Source organism: uncultured Clostridium sp., from assembly GCF_934754925.1.
Taxonomy (GTDB): Bacteria; Bacillota; Clostridia; order Clostridiales; family Clostridiaceae; genus Clostridium.
This window is the reverse complement of sequence record NZ_CAKVJA010000092.1, coordinates 1-3,227: the sequence shown is the minus strand read 5'-3', so window position 1 is coordinate 3,227 and position 3,227 is coordinate 1. Positions and strand designations below refer to the sequence as shown.

The following is a 3,227-nucleotide window of genomic DNA, read 5'->3' as shown; positions in this document are numbered from 1 at the left end:
ATTTAATTTTATTAAATAAAATATTAAAAAAAGGGGTTTTAAAATAATAAATAATAATATAAAATGTAGAATGCTAAGTTATGTTGACTAAATTTGACGAAAAAGGAGAGGGCATAAATGAAAAAAATAGTATCATGTACTATTGCAACAGCATTGGCAGCAACAAATTTATCTACTATGTCAGTGGAAGCCATGAACTCAACTACTAAAGTAGATGATTCTATTAATGTTAATGAACACATTAATAATTCAACGGAGGTAATTGTTGAGGATACTGATAAAATAGAAAACAATAATACCACTGTAGAGAGTGATAATTCTAGCGATAATAATCTTAATGAGAATAATAGTGATAATGATTCAAATTATGAAGAATCATTAACTCAAGATAATGGACAAACATTTGAGGAAAGTAATATATCCTCTGATGATAAATTAGAGAATAATGATATTCAAGACAATTCAAGTGTAGAAGTTGAACAATCTAATAATATAAATGAAATTGATGGAAAAGAGAAAGAGAGCCAAGGTAAATCTATTATTTCTGAAGAAGTAAAAAATTATGGGAAATTAGAATTTGATATTAATTTTGCTATGCCAATAATTAATACTGATTCAATAAATATTAACCTATTTAAGGAAAATCAAAATATTGGGCAAATATCTGATCTATCAACTGAAGAAGGAACTTTAGATAATGGAGTAACATATAAAATTGAAAAGTTAAATTCAAAGAAGCAACCATTAGAAGATGGAGAAAATGATATTTACTTCTTACATATTATAATTGAAAAGCTAGAGCTTGGAACATATAGTGCTGAAATTAAATCAGAAAGTTACATAGATACTACAGTAGATAATATAGAAATAAAAGATTTTTCAAAGAGAGTCATTTTAGGAACTAGTTATAATGAAGCTCTAAAGTATAATGGAGTATTTTTAGCTGGAGACGTTAATGGCGATGGAAAAATAGATATGGGTGATTATAATTTAGTATTTGAAAATATAGGATCATCTAATTCAAAATATGATATTAATAAAGATGGAAAAGTTAATGTTGCGGATTTAACTTATATTAATGAAAATATAGGCTTAACTAGGGGAAATGTAGAAATAGTTGATACTGATGCAATATTAGATCTAAACAAAATTACTATTGATGATAGCAATTTAAAGTTAGAGGAAGGAACAGATATAAGAGATATATTTGTAGACAATAATAAGTCAGTTACAATGACTAAGGCTGATGGAGAAGCACCAAGTGAAGAATCACCATTAGTTATTGGTATAGATTTATCTACAGGTTTAAGAAGTAATGAAGCTGTGGATATGGAACAAATAGTATTAAAGGCACCTGAATATTCAAGCAATGAAGAGGCATCACTTCCAAGTACAGGAACTATAACTTATGAAGATGAAAATGGAAATATTGAAACAATAAGTTTTCCTAATGAAAATGCAGGAGTTGCAACTTTTAGAAGTGCAGAATCTGGAGATTTGGTAATAGACCTTGGAAAGCAAGTAGCTGTTAAGAAGATTTCTATTAATGTAACAGGAAATAGAGGTAATAAAAAGATTTCTGAAATAGCTAAAATAGAGTTTTTAAACAATGTTTATAAAGAAATTCCAGAACCAGAAATGAATATTCCTCAAATAAAAACAGTTGAAACATCAACAAATTTACATGATGAAAGAATAACTTTAACATGGGATCCACAGCCTAATGTAACTGCATATGAAGTTACATATCAAAAGCTTGATTCAAATGGGAATGTTAAGAGTACTAAAAAACTTCAAACAAATAAAACAAGTTTAAATATATTAGATAAAGACATTAAGCCTTATGATATATATAGAGTTAGTATTCAATCATTAAATGGAGAATGGAGTAGTGGATACGAAGGTGAAAGCGAAAATCCATCAGCTTTTGATGGAAAACCTGACAATGTAGATGAAAATTACAACATAATCCAAAGTTATTATGATGGATATAAGGGAACAGTATCAGAAATACAAGTTGTTCCAATACAATCACCAGAACCACCAAGAAACTTAACAACAGTTCAAGGATATAAATCATTTACTGTAAGCTGGGAAGAACATTCTCAAGCTAGAGAGTTTGATATTTACTATAGAAAAGTAGGAGATACAGATAAAAGCTGGATAAAGGCTAACGATAATAATAAAAAGGTAACTGAAGATAGCTCTGATGTAACTAATCCAGATAAGAGTAAATTAGTAAAAAGTCATAGTTATACAATAAATAATCTTGAAGATAATGCAACTTATGAAGTAAGAGTAACTGCCACTAATCACTTAGGAACTAGTAAGATGTCTAGTACATATATAGCTAGTACAACATCAGTAAATCCACCAGTGATGTCAGAGTACAAGCTTATTAATAGACCTACAGATGAAAATGAAATAGGTACAACTCATATTATTGATGTACGTAATAAGTTAGATGCTGATGGATGGGCAACTAACGATTCAGCTTTAAAATATGACTCAGAATATGCATTAGTAGATGGAGATTTTACGACTTCATGGAAGGTTAATGACTGGGATACAGGAGCTAGCTATGGATCTAATAGAGGTTCAGAAATTACATTTGATGATAGTTATACAATAGGATCAATAGCTTTTGCAGAGACATTAGAGCAAGGATATAATATGTCTTTATATAAAGTTAAGGTTACTTACTGGGATGAGGAAGGAAATCAAAATGTAGTTTACCCAACATCATTCCAATCAAAAGTTTCTAATGGACATAAATATTACACTGTAAAGCTATCAGAACCAATAACTGCAAAGAAGATTAAGGTAGATACATCAGGATATGGTGGAAGTGTACAAACAATGTCTGAAATTAGATTCTATGAATATGATAGTTTGGCTGATGATATAAAAGCTTTATATACTGATGATTTAAGACTTGTTCTTAAAGATGATGTAACTCAAGATACTTTAGATGAGTTATCTAATAGATTAAATACACCGGATCCTATAAGCAATGAATATCATCCAGATAAGTCTGTTTTAGAAGCAGAATTAGAGGTAGCACAGAAATTATTTGATGATAAACAAGTATCAGAAAAAATAACTAAGTTAGATGCAAGTATTAGAAGTGGTGGTACTGGTCCATCTTTAGGAATGCAAAATGATTGGCAATCATTAGGAAGTGTTGCAAGACCAAGTGTTGATGAAGATGGTACATCAAAACAAAT

General features: G+C 29.3%; 1 protein-coding gene. It reads left to right on the top strand.

Annotation, left to right across the window (positions count from 1 at the left end):
• Nucleotides 1–117 precede the first annotated feature (117 nt).
• A partial coding sequence (locus Q0G30_RS13950; protein WP_294391288.1) for a fibronectin type III domain-containing protein occupies nt 118–3,227 on the top strand: 3,110 nt, incomplete at its 3' end.